Source organism: Oricola sp. (genome assembly GCF_022763245.1).
Lineage (GTDB): Bacteria > Pseudomonadota > Alphaproteobacteria > Rhizobiales > Rhizobiaceae > Oricola.
Genome location: NZ_JALEGV010000040.1, coordinates 233,534 through 250,384, shown reverse-complemented (window position 1 = coordinate 250,384; position 16,851 = coordinate 233,534). Strand labels below are relative to the sequence as shown.

Here is a 16,851-nt window from a genome sequence, read left to right as displayed (position 1 = left end):
CCTCACATGGCAAACAAGACCGCATTGGTGATCAGCGCGCATTCCGCCGACTTCGTCTGGCGCTGCGGCGGAGCGATCGCGCTTCATCAGAAACGTGGCTACGACGTCACCGTCGTCTGCCTGTCCTATGGCGAGCGCGGCGAGAGCGCCAAGCTGTGGAAGCAGGAAGGCATGACGCTCGAGAAGGTCAAGACCGAGCGCCGCAAGGAAGCCGAGAACGCGGCCGCCGCGCTCGACGTGCATGACATCCAGTTCTTCGACGTCGGCGACTACCCGCTCGATCTCGGCCGCGAGACGCAGGACCGCATGGTCGACGTCATCCGCGCCGTTCAGCCGGCCTTCATGATGAGCCACTCCAAGTGGGACCCGTACAACACGGACCACATGTACACGACGGATTTCGCGCTGACCTGCCGCATGATCGCGCAGGCCTGGGGCCACAATCCGGGCCAGAAGGTGCTCGGCGCGCCGCAGCTCTACCTGTTCGAGCCGCACCAGACCGAGCAGATGGAATGGAAGCCCGACGTGTTCCTCGACATCACCGAGGTCTGGGACAAGAAGTGGGCCGCCATCCAGTGCATGCAGGGCCAGGAGCATCTGTGGCACTTCTACGAGAACGTCGCCGAGAACCGCGGCAACCACTTCCGCCGCAACTCCGGCGGCCAGTCCGGCGGCCGCGACTGCAAATATGCAGAGGGCTTCCAGTCGATCTTCCCGCGCACCGTGGACGAACTCTGATGGCGGGCTCGACAGTCGGAGAGGGCGTCGTCGTCCAGAACATCGAACGCGCCGACCAGGCGGTGATCGACGGCCTCGGCGAATGCGGCGTGGCCACCGTTCACGAGGCGCAGGGCCGCAAGGGCCTGCTCGCCGCCTATATGCGGCCGATCTATTCCGGCGCGCGCCTAGCGGCCTCCGCCGTGACGATCTCGGCGCCGCCCTGCGACAACTGGATGATCCATGTCGCCATCGAGCAGATCAAGGCCGGCGACATCCTCGTCCTCGCGCCGACATCGCCGTCGGACGCCGGCTATTTCGGCGACCTGCTGGCGACGTCCGCGAAGGTCCGCGGCTGCAAGGGCCTGATCATCGACGCCGGCGTGCGCGACACCCGTGACCTGACCGAGATGGAATTCCCGGTCTGGTCGAAGGCGGTCTTCGCGCAGGGCACGATCAAGGAGACGCTGGGCTCGGTCAACGTGCCGGTCGTCTGCGCGGGCGAACTGGTCAATCCAGGCGACGTGATCGTCGCCGACGATGACGGCGTCTGCGTCGTGCGCCGCGAAGAGGCGGCCTCGGTGCTTGAAAAGGCCCGGGCGCGCGAGGCCAACGAGGCGGAGAAGCGCGCGCGCTTCGAGGCCGGCGAACTCGGCCTCGACATCTACAAGATGCGCGAGCGGCTGGCCGAGAAAGGTCTCAAATATGTCTGACGGCGTGCGCTGCATGTGGATGCGGGGAGGGACCTCGAAGGGGGGGTACTTCCTCGCCGAGGACCTGCCCGCCGACACGGCGGCGCGCGACGCGTTGCTGCTGCGGGTGATGGGGTCTCCCGACCCGCGGCAGATCGACGGCATGGGCGGCTCCGATCCGCTGACCTCCAAGGTCGCCGTCGTGAAGAAGTCCGAGCGCGAGGGCGTCGACGTCGATTACCTGTTCCTGCAGGTCTTCGTCGACCAGCCGATCGTCACGGACTCGCAGAACTGCGGCAACATCCTCGCCGGTGTCGGGCCCTTCGCCATCGAGCGCGGCCTTGTCGAGGCGCAGGACGGCACGACCGACGTGCGCATCTTCATGGAAAACACCGACCAGCTCGCGATCGCGACGGTCAACACGCCGGGCGGCGTGGTGGACTATGCGGGTGACGCGAGCATCGACGGCGTGCCGGGCACGTCCGCGGCCCAGCCGATCGTCTTCGAGGACACCGCCGGCTCGACCTGCGGCGCGCTTTTGCCGACCGGGAACGACAGCGACCTGATCGACGGCGTCGAAGTGACGATGATCGACAACGGCATGCCCTGCGTCGTCATGTCGGCCGACGACATGGGCATCACCGGCGACGAGACGCCGGAGGAGCTGGAAGCCAACGAGGAGCTGCGGGCACGGCTGGAGGCGATCCGGCTGCAATGCGGACCGCTGATGAATCTCGGCGACGTGAAGGAAAAATCCGTCCCGAAGATGACCATGGTGAGCCGCGCCAAGAATGGCGGCTGCGTCTCGACGCGCACCTTCATTCCGCATCGCTGCCACAAGGCGATCGGCGTTCTCGGCGCGGTCAGCGTCGGCACCGCCTGCATGCTGAAGAGCGGCCCGGCGGCCAAGGTCGCCGAGATCCCCGACGGCAACCCGAAGACGCTGTCGGTGGAGCATCCGACCGGCAAATTCTCCGTCGTCGCGACGCTCGATGACAATGGCGACCTGGCCTCGGCCGGCGTGCTGAGAACGGCGCGCAAGCTGATGGACGGGGTGGTGTTCGGGTAGGGGCCTTCGCCCCTCCCGCTAGAACTTGCCATTGATAACACCTTGTCCGGACACCATTATCGCGGCCGACCCGGCCGCGACGTGCCCGGGCGAATCCAATTGTGATGCCCCCGTCTACTGCCCTCCTGATCGCCGATCCCTGCCTGGTGTCCGGCCACGTCGCTGAAGCGTGGCTGGAAAGCGGGGGGCGTATCGCCGAAATCTGGAGCGAATCGCCGCGGCTTGCCCGTCCGAGGCTGAGCCAGGTGCTGGAGGCGCGCGCCGGCGGGACGCGGACGCTGGCCGGGATCGCCCGGCGCCACGACATCCCCGTCCGGCAGGTGGGGCGGCTGCCCGACATGCCCGACCTGATGCGGACGGTCGAGGCGACCGGCGCCGACACCTTGCTGACGGTGATGAGCCAACTCATCGTTCCCGACATCATGCTGGATCATTTCGGACGCCGCGCGGTCAACGTTCACCCCTCGCTGCTGCCCAAATACGGGGGCCGGAAGCCGCGCCTCTCCATGCTCTTCGACGGCAAGGGCGATCTTCATGGCGGCGTCACGTTCCACAGGGTGACCCGTGGCATCGACGAGGGGCCGATCGTCGGGCAGCGCAGCCTGCCCTGGTCCGAGACGCCGCATCTTCACGCCTGGAACCTGGCGGCGGCGCGGGCCGCGGGCGACATCACGCGCAGGGAGCTGCAGGCCTATCTCGGCGGCGAGATCGAGGCCGTCGAGCAGGATCCCGCCGAACGGTTCTACCGCACGGTCGGCGCGACCGAGTTCCATGTCACGCGCGACAAGCCGCTCGCGACGGTGCGCCACCTGCTCGCGTGTTATCCGGGGTCGTGGACGCGCTGGAGCCACGAGAACGCCGACGGCACGGTCTCCTGCCATTCGGTGAAGTCGATCGCCGCCGTGCTCGGTCCGCCGACGGGCCGCGCCCCCAGGGTCGGGCCGTTCAGGATCGAGGCGGACATCGCCGATGCGAGGCTTCGCCTGAACCGCCGGCCGCTCCACCGCGCGACGTTCGGCGCGCCCTTCATCGGCCTGCTCGCTTGCCGGATCAGGGGAATGGTCCGCTAGGCCGCGTTCAGGCGGGCTTGTCGAGGACGAGCACGGCTGCGGGGCCGTTGCAGGGAAGCCGGCGCACGCGCTCGATGTCGAGGCGCGAGAGGGCGTCCTCGACGTCGCGCAGGCGCAGGAAGCGCCCGGTGCCGCGCCACTGCACGGCGGTCTTCAGGACGATCTGCGAGACGCGGGCGCATGGCAGGTCGGCGCAGAACACGATGCAGACGCGGCCGCCCGGGCGGACGACGCGCATCAGTTCGCCGATCGCGCGATGCGTGCGCGTGGTGGTCTCGAGCGCCCATGAGCAGGTGACCAGGTCGAACGTCGCGTCCGGCATCGGCAGCTTCTCGATGGAGCCGAGCACGCGGGTGACCGCGATGTCGCTGGTGCGGTCCAGCATTTGCGGGCAGGCGTCGACGAGCGTCAGGTCGATGTCGTCGCCGAACTGGCGCTGGAGGCGGCGGGCGAGGCTGCCCGTGCCGCAGCCGACGTCGAGAATGCGCATGTTCGGGCGGATGAGCGCCGTGACAGCGCCTTCGAATGCGCTCTGGGCCTCGCCGCCGGCATGGCGCAGCCAGCGGGCGTGGAGCCGGTCATAGGCCGGTGCGATCCGTCCGTAGCGCGGGACGAGCGTGACGTCGCTGGAGATGGTGGCATGCGCGTTCATGGGAATGATCCGGAAGGGGGGAGCGGCCCGGCCGCCGGGCGGCCGGGCTGGTCTCAGTTGCAGCAGAAGCTGGCGATGGCGCGGACATGCCGGTGGTCGGTGCCGCAGCAGCCGCCGAAGACGCGCAGGTTGGGCAGGGCGGCCGTCAGAGCCGCGTAGTCCTGGCCCAGTTCGACCGGATCGCCGTCGTCCAGCGTCTCCGATTCGTCCAGTTCGGCGTGGCTCATGCGCGAGGCATTGGCACGCAGGCCCTGGATGCGCGCCGTCCAGCCGCTGCCGTCATCGGCGAGCACGTCGGCGAAATGGTCCGGATGGGCGCAGTTGATCATGTAGTAGGCCGGCGCCCCGCCGGTGGCGGCGTCGGTCTCGCGGATCGCCTCGGCGAGCGGCTGGCCGGAGGGCAGGCGGCCGTCGGTTTCCACCGTGAAGGAGATGACCGACGGGATGCCGGCGGCCTTCGCGGCGCGGGCGATGCCGATCGCCTCGCCGACATGCGTCATGGTCACCGCGGTCACCATGTCCGCCTCGGTCGCGGCGAAGGTGGCGACCTGGTGGGCGTGGTAGGCCTGCGCCTCGTCGGCCTCCATCTGCGTCTCCGGCGCGTAACCGTCGCCGCGCGGCCCGATGCAGCCGGAGATGACGACCGGCGCGTCGGTGGCGGCATTGCCGCGCAGGTCCGCCATCAGCGCGATCGCGTCGCGATTGTAGCGGGCGATGGCCTCGGCGTCGTGGCCGAGCTGGGCGCCCCAGTCCTGCGAGCAGCGCCAGGTCGGGCTCTCCAGCACGAAGCCGGAGCCGGTGTCGCGGGCGATCTCGATGAAGCGCGCGTAGTAGTCGCGCAAGCCCTGCCGGCCCTCGTCATTGTCGAGCAGCACATAGGCCGCGAAGAGCGGCAGGTCGAAGCCCTCGTGGAAGATCAGCGTGGTTTCGATGCCGCCGTCGGTCAGCAGGGTCTGGCCGTTGCGCTGGGGAAGATCGTCTCTGTATCGTGCGGTCGTCATTGTTTGTTCCTTCGTGTCTTGACGTGAGGAGCGCGGGTATCAGCCGATCTGCGGACCGGATGTGCTTTGGCGCACACGCCGTCTTCGCGGTTCCGACACCGTCATTTGCTCGCCCTGAACTTGGATTTTCGGGGCGCGAAGGGATAGAAAGAACGCGGTAAGGAAGTCTCGTGCGGCGTTTGTGCCGCTATTTCAACGCGTTACTGGAACGGAAGCTTTCCTCGACCTGGGAAGGCCGTGAAAAACCGCACCGGCGGTGCAGTAAAAGGGGGCGACATGCGCAAGGGCCGCGCCACACGCGAGAAACTGATGGACATCGCTGAAGTGGCGGTGCTGTCGAAGGGCTTCGGCGCGACCTCGATCGAGGAGATCATCGCCGAAGCCGAGATCACCAAAAGCGGTTTCTTCTATCATTTCAAGGACAAGAACGAACTGGCTCGCGCGCTGCTGCAGCGCTATCTCGAAACCGAGGACCGGATTCTCGACAACCTGTTCGACCGGGCGAGCGAATTGCACGACGATCCGCTGCACGCCTTCCTGATCGGGCTGAAGCTGATGTCGGAGATGATGGCGGACCTGCCGAGCGGGCATCCGGGCTGCCTCGTCGCCACCTATTGCTACAATGAGCGGCTGTTCGACCGCGACGTGCAGGAGATCAACCGCGAGGCGGTGCTGCGCTGGCGGGCGCGTTTCCTTGCGGTGTTCGAGGAAATCGCCGCGGTCTACCCGCCGAGCGACGACGTGGATTTCGAGGCGCTTGCCGACATGGTGTCGACCATCGTGGAGGGCGGGATCGTGATGTCCAAGGCCGTCCGCGAGCCGAAAGTGCTGGCCGAGCAGATCATGATGTTGCGTTCCTACATCAAACTGCTTTTCTTGCCGGTGCAGAACTGACCCGCAAACCGTGAGGTGCCCGCATGAGGTTTTCCCGTTTCCTTGCCGAACTGCTCGAGGCCGTCAATCCGGCGCTGGCGGCGCTGATCGTGGCGGCCTGCGGCTATGGCGGCTATCGCTGGGCCGAGGGCGCCCGTGAGAACCTGACCTTCGGCGCCGGGCTCGGCGTGGTCGCGGGTCTGATCGTCGCGGCGCTGGTCTGCGGCCTGATCGCCAATCTCTCGCTCATCGAACAGCACCTCGCGCTGATCGCCGACGACATCGAGGAAATGCGCGCCCGCGACGCCGGCGAGCTGGAAGACGAGACGACGGGCTGAGGCGCGACAAAAAAGGCGGCCCGGAGGCCGCCTTTCTTCAATTCCCCGCGCCGGCCGGTCAGGTCAGCGGGACGATCTGGATTTCCACGCGACGGTTCTGCGCGCGGCCGGTCTCCGTGCCGTTGTCGGCCACCGGGCGGCTTTCGCCATAGCCCTGCGCGATCATGCGCTGCGGGCTGACGCCGCGGGTCGACAGATAGGCCGAGACCGAGTTGGCGCGGCGCTGCGACAGCGCCTGGTTGTAGCTGTCCGAGCCGGTCGAATCGGTGTGGCCGAACACGTTGATCAGCGTCTGGTTGTACTTGTTGAGCACGATCGCCACCGAATCGAGCGTCGCGTGGAAGGCCGGGATCACCTGGTCCTGATCGGTCGCGAAGGTGATGTTGGACGGCATGTTCAAGATGATGTTGTTGCCGACGCGCGTGACCGAGACGCCGGTGGAGGCGAGCTGGGCGCGCAATTCGGCTTCCTGCCGGTCCATGAAGGTGCCGACCGCGCCGCCTGCCAGCGCGCCGATGCCAGCGCCGATGAGCGCGTTTCGGCGGTCGTCGCCGCCGGCCGCAAGACCCGCCAGCGCGCCGACGCCGGCGCCGATGGCCGCGCCGCCGGCCGTGTTCGATACCTTCTGCTGCCCCGTGAACGGATCGGTCGTGCAGGCCGCGGTGAAGGCGAGAACGCCCGCCATAGCCGTGATCGTCGCCTTGTTCATGTCGTAGTCCTTCCCTCGGAAACCGGTTCCCATCTGCGTCTGAAAGACGTTCCGCGTGACCTTTGTGGCAAAATTCCGGCCGAACGGTCAGCGTTTCCCGGATTCGAGCATAGCGCGGCGCGCGACATAAAGCGACAGGACCGCCGCGTTGGACACGTTGAGCGACCTGATCGCCCCCGGCATGTCGAGGCGGGCAAGCGCGTTGACGGTCTCACGCGTCTTCTGGCGCAGTCCCTTGCCCTCCGCGCCGAGCACCAGCGCGACCTTTTGCGCCGAGACCGTCTTTTCCAGGATCGCCGGCCCCTCGGAATCGAGGCCCACGGTCTGGAAGCCGGCCGCTGACAGCGTTTCGAGCGCCTCGGCGAGGTTGCGCACCTCGATATGGTCGATGTGCTCCAGCGCGCCGGAGGCGGCCTTGGCGAGCACGCCCGATTCGACCGGGCTGTGGCGCGCCGTGGTGATCAGGGCGCCCGCGTCGAAGGCGACGGCCGAGCGCAGGATCGCGCCGACATTGTGCGGGTCGGTCACCTGGTCGAGGACGAGCACGAGATCGACCGCGCCGAGCGCGTCGAGCCGCTTCGGCTTCAGCGGCATGGTTTCAAGCGCGATTCCCTGATGCACCGCGCCTTCGCCCGCCAGCCGGTCGATCGCCTTCGGCTCGACGATCTCGGGCTGGCAGCGCGCCAGCGTCTCATCGTCCAGCTCCAGCCGGGCAAGGGCGTTGCGCGTCGCCAGCAGGCGCAGGGGCTTGCGGGCGGGGTTCTGCAGCGCGGCCCTGACGGTGTGCAGCCCGTAGAGGAGGATGCGTCCGTCGGATGGCTCCGCCGGATTGGCCGCGCGATGGGCGCGGCGCAGGCGCGCATAGTGCCCGTCCTTGCCGCCGCCGCTGGTCTTTCTGTCGTTATTGTTCTTGTCGTTCATGGTTCGGCCAATAGCGGATTTGCGCGCGCAATACGATCACGATCTGCGCGATGACAGCTTTGCGACGAAAAACCTGTCAGGCGTGTTGACAGTGTGAATCCGTCCCGCCATAAGGCGGGCCGCGGTCGCAAGGCCGCTGATGTGCCTCCGGCGCCAGTGAACGGAGGAGTGCGTGAGTGGTTAAAACGGACGGACTGTAAATCCGTTGCCTATGGCTACGTTGGTTCGAATCCAACCTCCTCCACCACTGGCCGGGCACACGAACTCGCGGGCGGGTATAGCTCAATGGTAGAGCAGCAGCCTTCCAAGCTGAATATGCGGGTTCGATTCCCGCTACCCGCTCCAAGGGCTACCCGCTTCGGCGGGTTTTTTGTTGTCTCGATTCCTTGATGGTCCGAGTGTCCGGTTCCGCTGGCAGGCGTGCGCGCGACGTTGCGTCAGCGCCTGTCGGTCGCTGCAGCCTGCAATCTTGATCGTGAAGGACCGGCCATCAGCCCGCGTGGGCACCGGCCGGCGTCAGTTGACCGGCGCGAACGCGAAGGTGTCGGTCAGATCCTGTTCGACGTCGTGGATTTCCACCCGGTCGTCGAACCATGTCCATTCGTTCGGGACGCAGTCCTGCGAATGGAAGGCCTGGCCGATCTCCTCGTTGGTGCGCAGGTCCACGACGGCGTCGGTCACCAGCGTGACGAGGTGGGACGTGCCCGGTTCGCCCGAGAAATAGCGCAGGATGGCGATCTTGCCGTCGTAGCCGGGCACGAGCTGCCAATCCAGGACCCTCGGCTTCGAGGGCGAATTCATTTCGAGCGCGACGGCCAGGTCCGGGTAGTCGGGGTTTGTCGCCATGAAGCGATAGTCGCCGTCGCCTTCGTCGACGGTCCAGCCCCCGGCCTGTTCGGTCGGCTCGGGCAGGGCGCAATCCGCCTCGGCGAAGACCGACCAGGACAGAAGAAGCGGCGCGGCGAGGCCAAGGCACAGAAGGCGGGACGAGATACGGGACAAGGGCTTGGCTCCGGTTGGTGGAACTGGCGTGGCGTGAACTCTATGCGGTGATCGGCTGCCTGAACAGCCGGGCGCTCAGGCAATGCGTTCCATCGTCTTGACCCCGATCATGCCGCCGACGAGGATCGCGCCGAAGGTGATCGCGGATCCGATGGCGAGCGTCGAAAAGCCCGTCAGCGCCTGTCCGACCGTGCAGCCGAGCGCCAGCACCCCGCCGATCCCCATCAGCGCCGCGCCGAACATGTTGCGCACGGAATCCTGCGCGTCGGCGAAGCTCGTCAGGCCGAGGCGGCCGGAGGATGCGGCGCCGAGGAAGCCGCCGAGCAGCGCGCCGGCCGTGGTCGCGATCCCGAAGCCCGGCGCGCCGAGGGCGGTGAAGCGCATCAGGTAGTCGAGCGTGTCGCCGGTCGGGCGCACATAGGAGAGCGAAATCAGCTGCACCGGGATGTCGGCGAACTCGTCCGCGGCGAGCCCGGTCAGGAACCAGCCGGCGACGATGCACAGGCCGATGCCGAGGCCGGCGATGAGATCGCGCGGGGAGGCGAGGAAGTTGCGGTCGGCGAAGCAGTAGATGAGCAGGATGCCGGCGATGATGAAGACCGTCCACAGACGCGCCGTCTCGACGTCGACGCCGGTCTGCAGGCCGACGAACTCGCCGATGCGCTGGGTTTCCATGCCGATCTGCGTGAGGTCCACGGTCATCGGGTCGAACAGCGCGACGCGCAGCGGGCCGAGGATGCCGCCGATGGTGATGAAGGCGAATATCCCGGTGATGATCAGGACGACGACGGAGCGCAGGTCGCCGCCGCCGGCGCGCACCAGGTTGCGGCTGATGCAGCCGCCGGCGAACACCATGCCGAAGCCGAAGAGGAGGCCGCCGACGACATTGGCGAGCCAGGCGAGGTTGGGCGTCTGGTACATCGATTCGGCGGTGTCGGCGACGCCGTGCCCCTCGATGAAGGCGACGCCGATGATCGCAACGGCGCAGGCGAGCAGCCAGGCGCGGAACCGGTTGTAGCTGCCGAAGGAAATGATGTCGGAGATCGACCCCATCGTGCAGAAATTCGTCGTGTAGACGAGAAAGCCGAAGACCACCCCGATCAGCAGTCCGCCCCAGCCGATGTAGAAAGCCGCGGACTCAACCACGATCTCACGCCATGTCTCGATCATTCCTGACCTCCCCGTTTCCGCGCCGCCCGCCTTTTATCGCGTTTTGACGCGCGCGCGCAAAGAGTAATCCTGCGCGAACCATGAAGGCATCCCGGCATTTCAATGTAAAGTTCGCGCCGGATGGCGGCGGCAATCGGCCCATGCAGATTTTCGTGGATTTCGCGCCTGATTTTCGCTACCGATCTGCCTTGCGCGGGTGTAGCTCAATGGCAGAGCAGAAGCTTCCCAAGCTTACGACGAGGGTTCGATTCCCTTCACCCGCTCCAGACTTGCCGCTTCATCAAGACCAAGACCGTGTCAGGCGACACGTTCGAATTGACACGTCGGAACGGTCCCGCCATAAGGCGCTCCGCACTTGACCGGTATGGGGGAATGTCCCGAGCGGCAAAGGGGGCGGACTGTAAATCCGCTGCGTAATGCTTCGTAGGTTCGAGTCCTACTTCCCCCACCATCCGGCAGGCGATTTCCCTTCATCCGCTGCAGCGCCCGGCCCGCACGGCGCGCCGGCGGGCAGGGGCTTTTCGTTCTTCAGCGCAGGGCGGCCGCGGCGGCCAATCCCTTCTCGATGTCGGCGATCAGGTCGGCCGTGTCCTCCAGCCCGATCTGCAGCCGCATCACGGCGCCGCCGAAGTCGCGCGCCGACACGGTGCGGTCGCTGAGCGAGACCTGCACGGCGAGGCTTTCATAGCCGCCCCAGGAATAGCCGAGGCCGAAGATCTCCAGCGCGTCGAGGAAGGCGCCGGCTTCCGGCGCGTCGCCCTCCAGCACGAAGGAGAAGAGGCCGCTCGCGCCCGAGAAGTCGCGTTTCCAGAGATCGTGGCCGGGATGGCTCTCCAGCGCCGGATGGAGCACGCTGACGACGCCGGGACGGCCTTCGAGCCAGCGGGCGATCTCCAGCGCGGAGGCCTGGTGGCGATCCAGCCGCACGCCCATGGTGCGCATGCCGCGCAGCACCTGGTAGACGTCGTCCGGGCCGGCGCAGCATCCAAGCGTCAACTGGGCGTCGCTCAACCGCTCCCAAGTGGCCTCGTTCGCGGAAACGGTGCCCAGCAATATGTCGGAGTGCCCGGCCTGGTATTTCGTCGCCGCGTTGATCGAGATGTCGACCCCGTGTTCGAGCGGCCGGAAGAAGATCTGCGTCGCCCAGGTGTTGTCCATCATCGTCACCGCGCCGGCTTCGCGCGCGACCGCGGCGATGGCGGGGATGTCCTGCATCTCGAACGTGTTGGAGCCGGGCGATTCGGTGAAGACGACCCTGGTGTTGGGCTTGATCAGCGCGCGGATGCCGGCGCCGATCTCGGGATCGTAATATTCGACATCGACGCCGAGGCGCTTCAGCATCGTGTCGGCGAACCGGCGCGTCGGATGATAGATCGTGTCGACGAAGAGCGCGTGGTCGCCCGCCGACAGGAAGGCGAGCAGCGGCACGGTGACGGCCGCCAGGCCCGACGGCACCGCGATCGTTCCGGCGCTGCCTTCCAGCTCGTCGCACGCCGTGCACAGCGCGTCCGTGGTCGGCGTGCCGCGCGTCCCGTAGGTGTAGCGCTGGTTGCGCGTCCGCATCGTCTGGCTGTCGGGAAAGAGGACGGTGGAGGCATGCACGACGGGCGGATTGACGAAGCCGTGGAAGTCCCGCGGATCGTAGCCGCCATGGGTGAGCTGTGTGTTGATGCCGCGTTGTTTCGTCGTCTTCGGACCGTTCATCGACCGTTTTCCCCAATGTTGTACCGGCGCGCTGCGTGGCTGATTTCTTGCGAAAAAACAAGGAAGACGCTACTCGCCATGCGAAATTCGCACGGAGCGGCTTCAAACCGCCCGCCAGGAAGGACCATGGCCAGGATAACCGCCGCCGCGATCCGTGTCGCGCAGGGCTTTCGCCGCATCTACGGTCGCGGCGCCGCGACGGCGCGCCGGCTGCGCTTTCGCCTGTCGCGCCCGGTGCCCGCGGGCACGCCGCCGGTCTGGACGCCGCGCATGACGTGGAACGTCGTGCTGGCGGTCGTCGTCACGGCGTTCGCGGCGATCTTCGATCCCTATTTCAGGCCCTTTGCCGGGCCCGCGCCGAACCTTGCCCTGCAGTTCCTGCGCGACGTGACCGACACGATGAAATCGGTCTGGTACATCGTGCCGGCGGTCATCCTGATCGCGATCATCGGCCTGATGGACTGGGGCGCGCTGCGCACCGCCTCGCGCCGCACCATGCTGACGGCCTATGGCCGCGCCGCCTACATTCTGGGAGCGGTGGCCGTTCCGGGCATCACGGTCAACATCATCAAGCAGGTCGTCGGCCGGGCGCGGCCGCGCGTCGTCGACGAGGTCGGCGTCTACGCGTTCCATCCGTTCGAGTTCGTGCATTCCTTCCAGGGCTTTCCCTCGGGGCATGCCGCGACCGCCGGATCCCTGGCCGTCATCCTTATGCTCTGGCATCCCGGCCTGAAGTGGCCGATGTTCACGCTGATGGCGCTGCTTGCCTGCGCGCGCATTCCCGCAGGCGCCCATTACCCCTCCGACGTCGCCGCGGGTTTCTCCCTCGGCGCGATCATGGCGCTGGTGCTGGCGCGGTGGCTGGCGCGGCGCCGGGCGGTTTTCGTGACGGACGGGGACGCTGCCCTCCCGAGGCTCAAGGCGTAACGGAAGCTCGGAACGGCATCCCGTTCGCAGAGCCCCTCCCAAAGCGCTATGGGAGCCGCAACCGCGCGGGAAGAGGGGGCTGCGGCAGATTGCGACATAATTGTGTCGTTGGCCCTTGACGGTGTTTCGAAATTGCACTTGTCTGGTCTCGGTGGGAGGAGGCGACAATGCCGCTTCCCGGGGAAGTATTGCTTCTCGGCGGTCATTGTCATGGCGTCCTGAGGCTGATGCTCGTGCCCATTCTGACGCAACGTGAGCAACGAAGAGGTTGAACTCAATGAAAAAACTGATGCTGAGCAGCGTTCTCGGTGTGGCAGCTCTGGCGATTGCCGGCAGCGCCTCGTCCGCAGCAACGCTCGACGACGTAAAGGCAAAGGGATTTGTGCAGTGCGGTGTGAGCCAGGGCTTGCCCGGCTTCTCGAACCCGGACGCTGACGGCAACTGGAGCGGCCTCGACGTCGACTTCTGCCGCGCGGTCGCTGCGGCGATCTTCGGCGACGGCGATGCCGTGAAATTCACCCCGCTGTCCGCGAAAGAGCGCTTCACCGCACTTCAGTCTGGTGAAACCGACCTGCTTTCGCGCAACACCACCTGGACCATGAGCCGCGACACGCAGCTCGGTCTGAACTTCGCTGGCGTCAACTACTATGACGGCCAGGGCTTCATGATCCGCACCGAGATGGGCATCAATTCCGCCCTCGAACTGTCCGGCGCGTCGATCTGCACCAACACCGGCACCACGACCGAGCTGAACGTGGCCGACTATTTCCGTGCCAACAACATGGAATACGAGCTGGTCGCCTTCGAAAAGGCCGACGAAGTGGTTGCCGCCTATGACGCCGGCCGCTGCGACGTCTACACCACGGACGCTTCCGGCCTGTATGCGCAGCGCCTCAAGCTGACGAACCCGGGCGAGCACAAGGTTCTGCCGGAAATCATCTCCAAGGAGCCCCTCGGCCCCGTCGTCCGCCAGGGTGACGACCAGTGGTTCAACATCGTCAAGTGGGTCCACATCGCGACCGTGAACGCCGAAGAGCTCGGCATCACCTCCGCCAATGTCGATGAGATGATGGGTGGCGACAATCCGTCCGTGAAGCGCCTGCTGGGCGTCGAGGGCGAATTCGGTGCCGGCATCGGCCTCGAGAACGACTGGGCTGCCAAGGTCATCAAGGCCGTCGGCAACTACGGCGAAATCTTCGACCGCAACGTCGGCCCGGACACGCCGCTCGGCATCGCCCGCGGCGTGAACGCGCTCTGGACCAAGGGCGGCCTGATGTACGGCCCGCCGATCCGCTAAGCGAAAAACGATCTCACCCGGCTGCTTGCAGCCGGGTGAATTGCTTCAAGGTGGGGATGTGCCATTTCAGCCGGTGGGGACCGTGGCTGAGCGGCTCTGATGTCTGGGATGACACGTCCGCCACGACGATCAGGTGAACAAGCGATATGGCCGTTAGCGAAGCGCCGCCGAGTGGACCGCAAAGTGCCGATACAGGCGCCCCGAAGGTCGCACTTCTGAACAATCCGGAGATCAGGGGCTGGCTGTTCCAGATCATCCTCGCCGTTCTGATCGCCTACCTGGCCCTGCAGGGCTGGATGAACATGAACGCCAACCTGCAGGCCGCCGGCATCGCGTCGGGCTGGGCCTTCATGGGCAACAATGCCGGCTTCGCGATCAGCCAGTCCTTGATCGAATACAGCCAGGCGTCGTCGACATATGGCCGCGTCTATATCGTCGGCCTGTTGAACACGATCGCGGTCGCGTTCGTCGGCATCATCCTGGCAACCATCATCGGCTTCATCGTCGGCGTCGCCCGGCTGTCGAAGAACTGGCTCGTGAGCCGGCTGGCGACGGTCTATGTGGAGAGCCTGCGCAACGTGCCGCTGCTGCTGCAGATCTTCATCTGGTATTTCGGCGTGCTGCGCCTCTTGCCGCAGCCGCGCGACGGTTTCGATTTCGGGCCGCTCGGCCTCCTGAACAACCGCGGCTATTTCGCGCCGAAGCCCGTCTGGGGCGAGGGGGCGGGCTACGCCTTCTACGCCTTCATCATCGGCTGCGTCGTCGCCTGGGCGATCGGGCGCTGGGCCTATCGCCGGCAGATGCAGACCGGCCAGACGTTCCCGTCCTTCCTGGTCGGGCTCGGCATCATCGTCTTCCTGCCGCTGGTCGTCTTCCTCGCGATGGGAGCGCCGCTGACCTGGGACATCCCCGAAATGGGCGGGTTCCGGCCGCGCGGCGGCATGACCATCATCCCCGAATACATCGCCATGCTGGTGGCGCTGTCGACCTACACGGCGTCCTTCATCGCCGAGATCGTCCGCGCCGGCATCCTGGCGGTCAACAGGGGGCAGACGGAGGCGGCCAACGCGCTCGGCCTGCGCAGCGGACCGACGCTGCGCCTGGTGATCGTGCCGCAGGCGATGCGCATCATCATTCCGCCGCTCACCAGCCAGTATCTGAACCTGACGAAGAACTCGTCGCTGGCCGTGGCGATCGCCTATCCGGAACTGACCTCGGTCTTTGCCGGCACTGCGCTCAACCAGACCGGCCAGGCCGTCGAGATCATCCTTTTGACGATGCTCACCTACCTGGCGATCTCGTTGCTGACCTCGCTGTTCATGAACTGGTACAACAACCGCGTCGCGCTGGTGGAGAGATAAGATGGTCACCACACCCTCCACCAACGACATCGCCTTTGTGCGCCGGGACATGCTGCCGCAGCAGTCGGCTCCGGCCAGTTCGAAGGGCATCGTCGCCTGGCTGCGCGAAAGCCTGTTCTCGTCGATCCCCTACACGATCCTGACGCTCTTCTGCATCTACGTGCTCTATGTGATCATTCCGCCGATCGTGAGCTTCCTGATCACCAACGCGGTCTGGTCGGGCACCGACCGCGCGGTCTGCGCCACGCAGGTGCAGGGCGGCACCCAGCCAGACGGCTGGTTCGGCGCGTGCTGGGCCTATGTCGGCGACTATGCCAACCAGTTCATCTACGGCCGCTATCCGGACGAGGAACAATGGCGGGTCAACATCGTCGGGTTGATGTTCTTCGGCGGTCTCGCGCCGCTCCTGATCCCGTCGGCGCCGTTCAAGCGTGAGAACATCCTGTTCATGACGATCGTCTTCCCGATCGCCACGCTGATCCTCCTGACCGGCGGTCACTTCTCGGTCGGCGGCCTCTATGTGCCGCTCGCCATCATCACCGTTCTCGGCCTCGTGCTGGCCTTTATGTTCGCCAAGCTGTCGGACTCCGATCCCATACCCCGGGTGAGGGCGGTGGCGATCTTCTTTGCAGCGCTGTTCGTGCTGCTGTTCATCCTCGGCTTCGATTTCGGCCTCGAAGAGGTGGAGACGGAGGTCTGGGGCGGGCTGCTCGTGACGCTCGTGATCGCGGTCACCGGCATCGCCGCGTCGCTGCCGCTCGGCATCGCGCTGGCGCTCGGCCGCCGCTCGGCACTGCCGATCGTGCGGTTCTTCTCCATCGTCTTCATCGAGTTCTGGCGCGGCGTGCCGCTGATCACCGTGCTGTTCATGTCCTCGGTGATGCTGCCGCTGTTCCTGCCGGAGGGCGTGACCTTCGACAAGCTGCTGCGCGCGCTGATCGGCGTGGCGCTGTTCTCCTCGGCCTACATGGCGGAGGTGGTGCGCGGCGGCCTGCAGGCGCTGCCCAAGGGCCAGTACGAAGGCGCCATGGCGCTGGGTCTGAACTGGGGCCAGATGATGCGCATGATCATCCTGCCGCAGGCGCTGAAGCTGGTCATTCCGGGCATCGTCAACACCTTCATCGGCCTGTTCAAGGACACCACGCTCGTCCTCATCATCGGTCTCTTCGACTTCCTCGGCCAGATCCAGTCGTCCTTCTCGGATCCGACCTGGTCGTCACCGGTGCAGGCGATGTCGGGATACGCATTCGCCGCGCTCACCTATTGGGTCTTCTGCTTCGCCATGTCGCGCTACTCCATGTTCATGGAGCGCAAGCTCGACACGGGACACAAACGCTAAGGATTACTG

General features: G+C 66.2%; 17 protein-coding genes and 4 tRNA genes. 14 read left to right on the top strand and 7 right to left on the bottom strand.

Annotation, left to right across the window (positions count from 1 at the left end; translation table 11 throughout):
- The first annotated feature begins 6 nt into the window (after window positions 1-6).
- From MRY80_RS18650 to MRY80_RS18635, 4 genes are all read left to right on the top strand, one after another.
- Window positions 7-738: a PIG-L deacetylase family protein gene (locus MRY80_RS18650; RefSeq protein WP_293292571.1), complete on the top strand. Its 732-nt coding sequence runs from the start codon at window positions 7-9 to the stop codon at window positions 736-738.
- Window positions 738-1,430, top strand: a complete 693-nt coding sequence (locus MRY80_RS18645; RefSeq protein WP_293292570.1) for a 4-carboxy-4-hydroxy-2-oxoadipate aldolase/oxaloacetate decarboxylase — start codon at window positions 738-740, stop codon at window positions 1,428-1,430. The genes MRY80_RS18650 and MRY80_RS18645 overlap by 1 nt, the downstream gene beginning before the upstream one ends.
- Window positions 1,423-2,478, top strand: coding sequence for a 4-oxalomesaconate tautomerase (locus MRY80_RS18640; RefSeq protein WP_293292569.1), 1,056 nt, complete (start codon window positions 1,423-1,425; stop codon window positions 2,476-2,478). The genes MRY80_RS18645 and MRY80_RS18640 overlap by 8 nt, the downstream gene beginning before the upstream one ends.
- Before the next feature lie 104 nt (window positions 2,479-2,582).
- The gene (locus MRY80_RS18635; protein WP_293292568.1) at window positions 2,583-3,548 is read left to right on the top strand and encodes a formyltransferase family protein; all 966 of its coding nucleotides are present in this window, start codon (window positions 2,583-2,585) and stop codon (window positions 3,546-3,548) included.
- 7 nt (window positions 3,549-3,555) lie between these two features.
- Here the strand turns inward: MRY80_RS18635 and MRY80_RS18630 are convergent, their stop codons facing one another.
- Complete coding sequence (locus tag MRY80_RS18630) at window positions 3,556-4,200, bottom strand: methyltransferase domain-containing protein (protein WP_293292567.1); 645 nt, start codon at window positions 4,198-4,200, stop codon at window positions 3,556-3,558.
- A gap of 53 nt (window positions 4,201-4,253) precedes the next feature.
- Complete coding sequence (locus tag MRY80_RS18625; RefSeq protein WP_293292566.1) at window positions 4,254-5,201, bottom strand: homocysteine S-methyltransferase family protein; 948 nt, start codon at window positions 5,199-5,201, stop codon at window positions 4,254-4,256.
- A gap of 276 nt (window positions 5,202-5,477) precedes the next feature.
- Between MRY80_RS18625 and MRY80_RS18620 the strand changes: the two genes are divergently transcribed.
- Both MRY80_RS18620 and MRY80_RS18615 read left to right on the top strand, forming a co-directional pair.
- Complete coding sequence (locus MRY80_RS18620; RefSeq protein WP_293292565.1) at window positions 5,478-6,095, top strand: TetR/AcrR family transcriptional regulator; 618 nt, start codon at window positions 5,478-5,480, stop codon at window positions 6,093-6,095.
- 23 nt (window positions 6,096-6,118) lie between these two features.
- Window positions 6,119-6,412 (top strand): hypothetical protein, encoded by a 294-nt coding sequence (locus tag MRY80_RS18615; RefSeq protein ID WP_293292564.1) that lies wholly within the window; start codon window positions 6,119-6,121, stop codon window positions 6,410-6,412.
- Between the two features lie 58 nt (window positions 6,413-6,470).
- Here MRY80_RS18615 and MRY80_RS18610 read toward each other — a convergent pair whose 3' ends face one another.
- Window positions 6,471-7,121, bottom strand: coding sequence for an OmpA family protein (locus MRY80_RS18610; RefSeq protein ID WP_293292563.1), 651 nt, complete (start codon window positions 7,119-7,121; stop codon window positions 6,471-6,473).
- A gap of 87 nt (window positions 7,122-7,208) precedes the next feature.
- Complete coding sequence (locus MRY80_RS18605) at window positions 7,209-8,042, bottom strand: RNA methyltransferase (protein ID WP_293292562.1); 834 nt, start codon at window positions 8,040-8,042, stop codon at window positions 7,209-7,211.
- Between the two features lie 162 nt (window positions 8,043-8,204).
- On the opposite strand from MRY80_RS18605, the gene MRY80_RS18600 reads away from it, so the two are divergent.
- Both MRY80_RS18600 and MRY80_RS18595 read left to right on the top strand, forming a co-directional pair.
- A tRNA-Tyr gene (locus MRY80_RS18600) sits at window positions 8,205-8,289 on the top strand.
- A 24-nt stretch (window positions 8,290-8,313) separates the two neighbouring features.
- Window positions 8,314-8,387: transfer RNA gene (locus tag MRY80_RS18595), tRNA-Gly, on the top strand.
- Window positions 8,388-8,558: 171 nt separating this feature from the next.
- Here MRY80_RS18595 and MRY80_RS18590 read toward each other — a convergent pair.
- Together MRY80_RS18590 and MRY80_RS18585 are read right to left on the bottom strand one after the other, a co-directional pair.
- Window positions 8,559-9,044 (bottom strand): hypothetical protein, encoded by a 486-nt coding sequence (locus MRY80_RS18590; protein ID WP_293292561.1) that lies wholly within the window; start codon window positions 9,042-9,044, stop codon window positions 8,559-8,561.
- Between the two features lie 75 nt (window positions 9,045-9,119).
- On the bottom strand, window positions 9,120-10,214 hold the full coding sequence (locus MRY80_RS18585) for a YeeE/YedE family protein (RefSeq protein WP_293292560.1): 1,095 nt from the start codon (window positions 10,212-10,214) through the stop codon (window positions 9,120-9,122).
- 192 nt (window positions 10,215-10,406) lie between these two features.
- Between MRY80_RS18585 and MRY80_RS18580 the strand changes: the two genes are divergently transcribed.
- Window positions 10,407-10,480, top strand: a tRNA-Gly gene (locus MRY80_RS18580).
- Between the two features lie 100 nt (window positions 10,481-10,580).
- Window positions 10,581-10,665 (top strand) — tRNA-Tyr (locus tag MRY80_RS18575).
- Window positions 10,666-10,742: 77 nt separating this feature from the next.
- On the opposite strand, the gene MRY80_RS18570 is transcribed toward MRY80_RS18575, so the two are convergent.
- Window positions 10,743-11,918, bottom strand: coding sequence for a cystathionine beta-lyase (locus MRY80_RS18570; RefSeq protein WP_293292559.1), 1,176 nt, complete (start codon window positions 11,916-11,918; stop codon window positions 10,743-10,745).
- Window positions 11,919-12,044: 126 nt separating this feature from the next.
- Here MRY80_RS18570 and MRY80_RS18565 point away from each other — a divergent pair, with 126 nt between their 5' ends.
- The 4 genes from MRY80_RS18565 to MRY80_RS18550 all read left to right on the top strand — a co-directional run bounded on the left by MRY80_RS18565 (window position 12,045) and on the right by MRY80_RS18550 (window position 16,842).
- On the top strand, window positions 12,045-12,845 hold the full coding sequence (locus tag MRY80_RS18565) for a phosphatase PAP2 family protein (RefSeq protein WP_293292558.1): 801 nt from the start codon (window positions 12,045-12,047) through the stop codon (window positions 12,843-12,845).
- Window positions 12,846-13,122: 277 nt separating this feature from the next.
- Window positions 13,123-14,142, top strand: a complete 1,020-nt coding sequence (locus tag MRY80_RS18560) for an amino acid ABC transporter substrate-binding protein (RefSeq protein ID WP_293292557.1) — start codon at window positions 13,123-13,125, stop codon at window positions 14,140-14,142.
- A gap of 146 nt (window positions 14,143-14,288) precedes the next feature.
- Window positions 14,289-15,503, top strand: coding sequence for an amino acid ABC transporter permease (locus MRY80_RS18555; RefSeq protein WP_293292556.1), 1,215 nt, complete (start codon window positions 14,289-14,291; stop codon window positions 15,501-15,503).
- Between the two features lies 1 nt (window position 15,504).
- Window positions 15,505-16,842 carry an amino acid ABC transporter permease gene (locus MRY80_RS18550; RefSeq protein WP_293292555.1) on the top strand — a complete coding sequence of 446 codons (1,338 nt, stop codon included), beginning with the start codon at window positions 15,505-15,507 and terminating at the stop codon, window positions 16,840-16,842.
- Window positions 16,843-16,851: the final 9 nt, after the last annotated feature.

Bases quoted from the DNA above. Each gene is read 5' to 3' on its own strand.
- MRY80_RS18650 (WP_293292571.1), top strand. From the start codon at position 7: ATGGCAAACAAGACCGCATTGGTGATCAGCGCGCATTCCGCCGACTTC.
- MRY80_RS18645 (WP_293292570.1), top strand. From the start codon at position 738: ATGGCGGGCTCGACAGTCGGAGAGGGCGTCGTCGTCCAGAACATCGAA.
- MRY80_RS18640 (WP_293292569.1), top strand. From the start codon at position 1,423: ATGTCTGACGGCGTGCGCTGCATGTGGATGCGGGGAGGGACCTCGAAG.
- MRY80_RS18635 (WP_293292568.1), top strand. From the start codon at position 2,583: ATGCCCCCGTCTACTGCCCTCCTGATCGCCGATCCCTGCCTGGTGTCC.
- MRY80_RS18630 (WP_293292567.1), bottom strand. From the start codon at position 4,200: ATGAACGCGCATGCCACCATCTCCAGCGACGTCACGCTCGTCCCGCGC.
- MRY80_RS18625 (WP_293292566.1), bottom strand. From the start codon at position 5,201: ATGACGACCGCACGATACAGAGACGATCTTCCCCAGCGCAACGGCCAG.
- MRY80_RS18620 (WP_293292565.1), top strand. From the start codon at position 5,478: ATGCGCAAGGGCCGCGCCACACGCGAGAAACTGATGGACATCGCTGAA.
- MRY80_RS18615 (WP_293292564.1), top strand. From the start codon at position 6,119: ATGAGGTTTTCCCGTTTCCTTGCCGAACTGCTCGAGGCCGTCAATCCG.
- MRY80_RS18610 (WP_293292563.1), bottom strand. From the start codon at position 7,121: ATGAACAAGGCGACGATCACGGCTATGGCGGGCGTTCTCGCCTTCACC.
- MRY80_RS18605 (WP_293292562.1), bottom strand. From the start codon at position 8,042: ATGAACGACAAGAACAATAACGACAGAAAGACCAGCGGCGGCGGCAAG.
- MRY80_RS18585 (WP_293292560.1), bottom strand. From the start codon at position 10,214: ATGATCGAGACATGGCGTGAGATCGTGGTTGAGTCCGCGGCTTTCTAC.
- MRY80_RS18570 (WP_293292559.1), bottom strand. From the start codon at position 11,918: ATGAACGGTCCGAAGACGACGAAACAACGCGGCATCAACACACAGCTC.
- MRY80_RS18565 (WP_293292558.1), top strand. From the start codon at position 12,045: ATGGCCAGGATAACCGCCGCCGCGATCCGTGTCGCGCAGGGCTTTCGC.
- MRY80_RS18560 (WP_293292557.1), top strand. From the start codon at position 13,123: ATGAAAAAACTGATGCTGAGCAGCGTTCTCGGTGTGGCAGCTCTGGCG.
- MRY80_RS18555 (WP_293292556.1), top strand. From the start codon at position 14,289: ATGGCCGTTAGCGAAGCGCCGCCGAGTGGACCGCAAAGTGCCGATACA.
- MRY80_RS18550 (WP_293292555.1), top strand. From the start codon at position 15,505: ATGGTCACCACACCCTCCACCAACGACATCGCCTTTGTGCGCCGGGAC.